This is a genomic window from Acinetobacter sp. (genome assembly GCF_041911495.1).
Taxonomy (GTDB): Bacteria; Pseudomonadota; Gammaproteobacteria; order Pseudomonadales; family Moraxellaceae; genus Acinetobacter.
In genome coordinates this window covers 44,568-51,198 of the sequence record NZ_JAYROT010000016.1, presented here as the reverse complement: position 1 = coordinate 51,198, position 6,631 = coordinate 44,568, and the positions used below count along the sequence as shown (strand labels likewise).

General features: G+C 41.1%; 4 protein-coding genes. 1 reads left to right on the top strand and 3 read right to left on the bottom strand.

Going from position 1 to position 6,631, the window contains the following annotated elements; genetic code table 11:
- Positions 1-304: 304 nt before the first annotated feature.
- The 3 genes from ACE3PQ_RS02140 to ACE3PQ_RS02130 form a co-directional block, all read right to left on the bottom strand.
- Positions 305-925 (bottom strand): hypothetical protein, encoded by a 621-nt coding sequence (locus tag ACE3PQ_RS02140; RefSeq protein ID WP_374294792.1) that lies wholly within the window; start codon positions 923-925, stop codon positions 305-307.
- 153 nt (positions 926-1,078) lie between these two features.
- Positions 1,079-2,365, bottom strand: a complete 1,287-nt coding sequence (locus ACE3PQ_RS02135) for a ribonucleotide-diphosphate reductase subunit beta (RefSeq protein WP_298892932.1) — start codon at positions 2,363-2,365, stop codon at positions 1,079-1,081.
- Positions 2,366-2,492: 127 nt separating this feature from the next.
- Positions 2,493-5,318 (bottom strand): ribonucleoside-diphosphate reductase subunit alpha, encoded by a 2,826-nt coding sequence (locus ACE3PQ_RS02130; RefSeq protein ID WP_374294790.1) that lies wholly within the window; start codon positions 5,316-5,318, stop codon positions 2,493-2,495.
- 572 nt (positions 5,319-5,890) lie between these two features.
- Between ACE3PQ_RS02130 and ACE3PQ_RS02125 the strand changes: the two genes are divergently transcribed.
- A complete protein-coding gene (locus ACE3PQ_RS02125) occupies positions 5,891-6,607 on the top strand; it encodes a response regulator (RefSeq protein WP_374294788.1) in 717 nt (238 codons plus the stop codon).
- Positions 6,608-6,631 lie beyond the last annotated feature (24 nt).

The following is a 6,631-nucleotide window of genomic DNA, read 5'->3' as shown; positions in this document are numbered from 1 at the left end:
ATGGACGATGCCTATTCAGAATTGGAAAGCTGCCATGAATCGCTTTAGTATCATTTTTGAAGAGCGTGTAACCAAGTATTTTTAAATCTGCATTTACACAGAATTATTTACACACTCATCAGGAAATAAGTTGACGGATTTTTCTAAATCTTTTCGTTGATTTTCAAGTCTTAGATTTCCTTGCTGTAAGAGTTTGGATTGGTTTTTTAGTGTATCAAACTCTTCTTTCAGTTTTGTTAATTCGTTAACTTTTGCTTTAAGTTGTGAGTTTCTAGATTCAACGTCAGAATTCAAATGATTAATGTTATCTTGCAAAGATTTTTTTTTCAGCGCTTAGTCTAGTGATTTCATCATTTAGTTCGGATTCCGTTTCAGCCTTGTTTTTTAACAAAGTTTCAAAATCAATTCTTTTATTTTGAACTTCATTTAGAGTTTCTTGGAGCTCTGCTTTCAGGGTATTAATTTTTTCTGCATAATTTTCACGATCATTATTTACTTTATTAAACTGAATTAATTGATTGGTTATAGTTTTTAAGGAATGTCCAATTACTCTTAATGTATCAATGTTTGATTTCTTTTTAAAGGAGAGAGAAGCTTTTTCAAATTTAATCTTAAATGATTTAACTCCATCATTAATTGCGAAAACAATCCTATCATGTTGGTTGGTTTGTGAGCAATTTAACTTTTTTTCAAAACCAAGAATATTCTTATAGGTTAACTCAAATGTTCCATTCGAGTTTTCTGGATGAAACCCAATAGTAGTAATATAAAGGTTGTTATTAAAGATTACCTCATTTCCACTAGAGCTTAATTGGTACGAATCACTTTCATTTTGAAATAGCTTTGTAAGTCTGATTGTATTTTCTATTTCGGAACCATTTAAATTAGAAGCTTCTTCTATTTCAAAGAATAAGTTTTCAGTCAAGTTGTCGTTTATTTGATTACTTAATTTTTGGGTGAGTTCATCAATTTTATTATCGAGTTCTTCCTTCTTAAATTATCTCTTTTATTTTATTGACTCTAAAGTGAGATATCTTGGGATTAAATGCACTACACAGAGTGCATTTAATCTTTTAAATTACCAACTCAACGCACCACCAGTCTGATAGTCCGTTACACGTGTTTCAAAGAAGTTCTTCTCTTTACGCAAGTCCATCATCTCAGACATCCATTGGAATGGATTGTTTACACCCTTGAATTGCTCAGGCAAGCCAAGTTGTGTCAAGCGACGGTTAGAGATGAATTTCAAATATTCTTCCATCATCGCAGCGTTCATACCGAGTACGCCACGTGGCATGGTGTCACGTGCATATTCGATCTCAAGCATCGTGCCTTCCAAGATCATTTGGATCACTTCTTGTTGGAAGTCTTTCGTCCAAAGCTGTGGATTTTCGATCTTGATTTGGTTAATCATGTCGATACCGAAGTTCACGTGCATCGACTCATCACGCAAGATATATTGGAATTGCTCCGCAACACCAGTCATCTTGTTACGACGACCCATACTCAAGATTTGCGTAAAACCACAGTAGAAGAAGATGCCTTCAAGCACACAGTAGAATGCGATCAAGTTGCGGAGTAATTGTTGATCATCCTCGGTCGTACCTGTTTTAAAGCTTGGATCACCAAGCGACTGGGTGTATTTCAATCCCCAAGCAGCTTTACGTGCCACACTCGGGACTTCACGATACATATTGAAGATTTCGCCTTCGTCCATACTCAAGGATTCAATACAGTATTGATACGCATGGGTGTGAATCGCTTCTTCAAACGCTTGACGCAAGATATATTGGCGACATTCTGGATTGGTAATCAGACGATAGATCGCCAAAACCAAGTTATTCGCAACCAATGAATCTGCAGTAGAGAAGAAACCTAATGAGCGTTTCACGATCACACGTTCGTCATCGGTCAAGCCATTGTCAGACTTCCACAATGCGATGTCGTGGTTCATGTTGACTTCTTGAGGCATCCAGTGGTTAGCACAACCATCAAGATATTTTTGCCACGCCCACTCATAGCGGAAAGGTACAAGTTGGTTGAGATCGGCACGACAGTTGATCATGCGTTTGTCTTCAACTTCTACACGACCTGCGCCCATTTCCAACTCTTCAAGACCTGGTGCAACATCTAAATGTTTTAAGGATTCAGATGCTCGAGCCATCGTATCGGCTTGATTAGTTGCATTTCCATTTGCTGTTGGTGCAGGGGATTTTGCAGGAGCCACGCTCTGCGCTTGTGGCTGTCCATCAGATACCACTTTCTGTACAGGCGCTTCTTTCGGTGCGACGGGCGCAGATGGGGATGTCGCAGGAGCATGCTTTTGTGCATCATCTTCAAAGTCGTCCCAGCTTAGGATTGACATATTATAATCTCGCTATATTTCAAAATACTTAAAATCGTTTTTTATCAGACAGTCAGCGTGTTTTGAATTGGACAAACACGCTGAGCCATGATTGATCTTTGCGACGATTTATCTATTGATTCGCCTATTATTGACACGCTTCACAGTCAGGATTGTCAATGCTACAAGCTTGTGGCACTGGCGCTGCATTGGTGAAACCATCATCTTGTTGCGCAACTTCTTGAGCAACTGCTGGCTCAGGCTCAACTGCTGCTGCCATCGTTGCAGGTTTTACTGCATTGAGTGCACCTGTATTAATGGTTGATTTCTCCGCAGAAGTCGCACCCAAAGCACGGAGGTAATAGGTGGTTTTCAAGCCACGTAGCCATGCCATTTTATAAGTGATGTCGAGTTTCTTACCGTTTGCACCTGAGATATATAGGTTCAATGATTGCGCTTGGTCGATCCATTTTTGACGACGACTTGCCGCATCAACGATCCAACGAGGCTCAACTTCGAATGCCGTTGCAAACACGTCTTTCAAATCTTGTGGAATACGTGCGATCTTTTGTACCGAACCTTCATAGTGTTTCAAGTCGTTAACCATCACCACATCCCAAAGTCCACGATCTTTCAATGCACGAACAAGATACGGGTTGATCACGGTGAATTCACCTGACAAGTTCGATTTGACATACAAGTTTTGGAAGGTTGGCTCGATCGATTGCGATACACCACAGATGTTCGAGATGGTTGCCGTCGGCGCAATCGCCATCACATTCGAGTTACGCATACCGTCTTTTTGTACTTTGGCACGTAAACTATCCCAATCCAAAGTCATTGAGCGGTCAACTTCAAACATGCCTTCAGGGCGAGTTGCGGCGACTTTGTTCAATGAGTCGATTGGCAAGATGCCTTGATCCCATAGCGAGCCTTTGAATGTGGTGTACGCACCACGTTCAATCGCAAGATCACTTGAGGTTTGAATCGCAAAGTAGCTAATCGCTTCCATTGAGCGGTCGGCAAAATCCACTGCTTCATCAGAACCATAAGCAAGATTTAATTCATACAACGCATCTTGGAAGCCCATGATGCCCATACCGACAGGGCGGTGCTTGAGGTTTGAATTACGTGCTTGCTCAACAGCGTAGTAGTTAATATCAACCACGTTATCCAGCATACGTACTGCAGTTTTTACTGTGCTTTCAAGTTTTGCATGGTCAAGTTGACCGTCAGTAATGTGGCGTACAAGGTTGATCGAACCTAAGTTACATACAGCGATTTCGTCTTGATCTGTATTGAGGGTAATCTCAGTACACAGATTCGATGAATGTACGACGCCAACGTGTTGTTGCGGAGAACGTAAGTTACAGACATCTTTGAACGTGATCCACGGATGACCAGTTTCAAATAGCATTGAAAGCATCTTGCGCCACAAGTCTTGTGCTTTGACTTTCTTATGCAAGATTTCTTTTTTCGCAGCTAAATCTTCGTAGTGTGCATAACGCTCTGCAAATGCTGTCCCTGTCAAATCGTGTAGATCAGGTGCATCTGATGGGCTAAATAACGTCCATTCCGCATTTTCCAGAACACGTTGCATAAATAGATCAGGTACCCAGTTTGCTGTGTTCATGTCATGGGTACGACGACGGTCATCACCTGTGTTTTTACGCAGTTCAAGGAACTCTTCAACGTCTAAGTGCCACGTTTCGAGATAAGCACAGACCGCACCTTTACGCTTACCACCTTGGTTGACTGCAACTGCTGTGTCATTCACGACTTTGAGGAATGGCACGACACCTTGTGATTTACCATTGGTGCCTTTGATGTACGAGTTCAAAGCACGTACAGGTGTCCAGTCATTGCCTAGACCACCTGCCCACTTTGATAACATCGCATTGTCACGAATTGCGCCATAGATACCGAACAAATTGTCAGGCACAGTAGTCAAATAACAGCTCGAAAGCTGTGGACGAAGTGTCCCTGCATTAAACAAGGTCGGCGTAGAAGCCATATAGTCAAAGCTTGATAATAAGTCGTAGAACTCAATCGCACGTGCTTCACGATCATCTTCTTGGATCGCCAGACCCATCGCCACACGCATAAAGAAGAGTTGTGGTAATTCAAAACGCACACCATCTTTATGAATGAAATAACGATCAAACAAAGTCTGTAGACCTAAATAAGTAAACTGATTACTGCGCTCAGGTTTGATCGCCGTAGCAAGCTTTTTCAAATCAAAGTTGAGTAGTTCAGGATCAAGAAGCTCTAAGCTCACGCCTTTATTCAAATATGCTTCGAGTGCATCATTTTCATTGGTGTCTGTATCAAGTCCTAAGAAGGTCAGACCGACTTTAACCAATTCATCACGTAGCAGGCGAGCAGTGACATAGGTATAGTTTGGCTCATGCTCGATACGAGTACGTGTTGCCATCATCATGGTGGTGGCAATTTCAGATTCTTTTACGCCGTTATAAAGATTCTTCACCGTTTCGTCGATGATCGCTTGTGTGTCGATGCCTTCAAGATCTTGGCTGGCACGTTCTGCGCTATTGGCAAGTGCTGATAAATCAAGTGGCTTGAGCATACCATCTGCATCCGTGACTTGTAGTGTCGGGTGATGGCTTGCACCCTGACCTTGACGTTCAGAATGACGTTTATCACGGTAGATCACATAAGCACGGGCAACTTTTTGCTCCCCTGTACGCATCAATGCTAGCTCGACTTGATCTTGGATTTCTTCGATATGAATGGTGCCACCAGAAGGCAAGCGACGTTTAAAGGTATTCATCACCATTTGCGTCAGCTCAGAGATACGATCGTGAATACGGCTCGAATCATGGCTATGTTCGCCCTCTACAGCCAAGAATGCTTTGCCAATGGCAACAGAAATCTTTTCTGCATTAAAGTCGGCAACATCACCTGTGCGTTTGATCACACGTAATTCGCCTGGGGTTGTGTCGAGTACGCTCATGACGGCACTGCTCCATGTATTTAGTCGAGGGCTTCCATTTTTAAAAGTGCTTTATATTAAAGACCGTTTTCTAAAACGAAACCACTATAAGTTGTGTTGATTTAATCTATGAGACACAAGATACGGTAATTTTTCTTGTGATTCAATCTTGACTTTTCGCATCAGATCCTTTTTTTGATGCAATTGATTTAGTTTCCTACACTTAGCAATAGAAATTATTTTTCCGCTAAAAATTGTGCATATTTTTGTGCAGAAATAGACTAACAAGAAAGCTTGATTTCTCGTATAGATAAGTCTGTGGATAAGCTGTTGATATAATTTTTTACAATTCACTCATCACAAAATCATCAGGTTAAAATGTAAGCGGAGTGTAAATTTCTTTGGCTATTTTTACTTAAGTTTACAATGTAACTATGATAAGCAATACAATTTTATAGAGAGTGTAATTTTTGGTGAAAGGGGGCTTGTTTACATTGTAAACGCGTGTATATTGGGTACATCAGAAGATGCGTTGTTATTCTAATTTTTTATTTAATTTGAATAAGATGCGTCATTAATTTAGAGGAATGGAAATGTCGCAAGAAGAAAAATTGCCGAAAATTTTAATTGTAGAAGATGATGAGCGTCTTGCGAATTTGACGCAAGAATATCTGATTCGCAATGGTTTGGAAGTAGGGGTGGAAACAGATGGTAATCGTGCGATTCGCCGTATTATTAGCGAGCAACCAGATTTGGTGGTACTCGATGTAATGTTGCCGGGTGCGGACGGTTTGACAGTTTGTCGTGAAGTGCGTTCACAATATCATCATCCAATTTTGATGCTTACAGCTCGTACCGAAGATATGGATCAGGTACTTGGTTTAGAGATGGGTGCGGACGATTATGTACCAAAACCAGTTCAACCACGTGTATTGCTTGCTCGTATTCGTGCATTGCTTCGTCGTACAGATAACTCTGTAGAAGAAGAAGTATCACAACGTGTTGAGTTTGATGATCTCGTGATCGACAACGGTGGTCGCTCGGTTACGCTTGGTGGTGAGTTAGTTGACTTCACTAGTGCAGAGTATGATTTGTTGTGGTTACTTGCATCGAATGCAGGTCGCATCTTATCTCGTGAAGATATTTTCGAGCGTCTACGTGGTATCGAATATGACGGTCAAGATCGTTCAATTGACGTGCGTATCTCTCGCATCCGTCCAAAAATCGGTGATGATCCTGAAAATCCAAAACGTATTAAGACCGTACGTAGTAAAGGTTATCTATTCGTCAAAGAGTCAAATAATGCCTAAGTGCATTATTTGACGATAGTTATT

Excerpts from the sequence above, each read along its gene's own strand:
- ACE3PQ_RS02135 (WP_298892932.1), bottom strand. The coding sequence starts at position 2,365 with ATGTCAATCCTAAGCTGGGACGACTTTGAAGATGATGCACAAAAGCAT.
- ACE3PQ_RS02130 (WP_374294790.1), bottom strand. The coding sequence starts at position 5,318 with ATGAGCGTACTCGACACAACCCCAGGCGAATTACGTGTGATCAAACGC.
- ACE3PQ_RS02125 (WP_374294788.1), top strand. The coding sequence starts at position 5,891 with ATGTCGCAAGAAGAAAAATTGCCGAAAATTTTAATTGTAGAAGATGAT.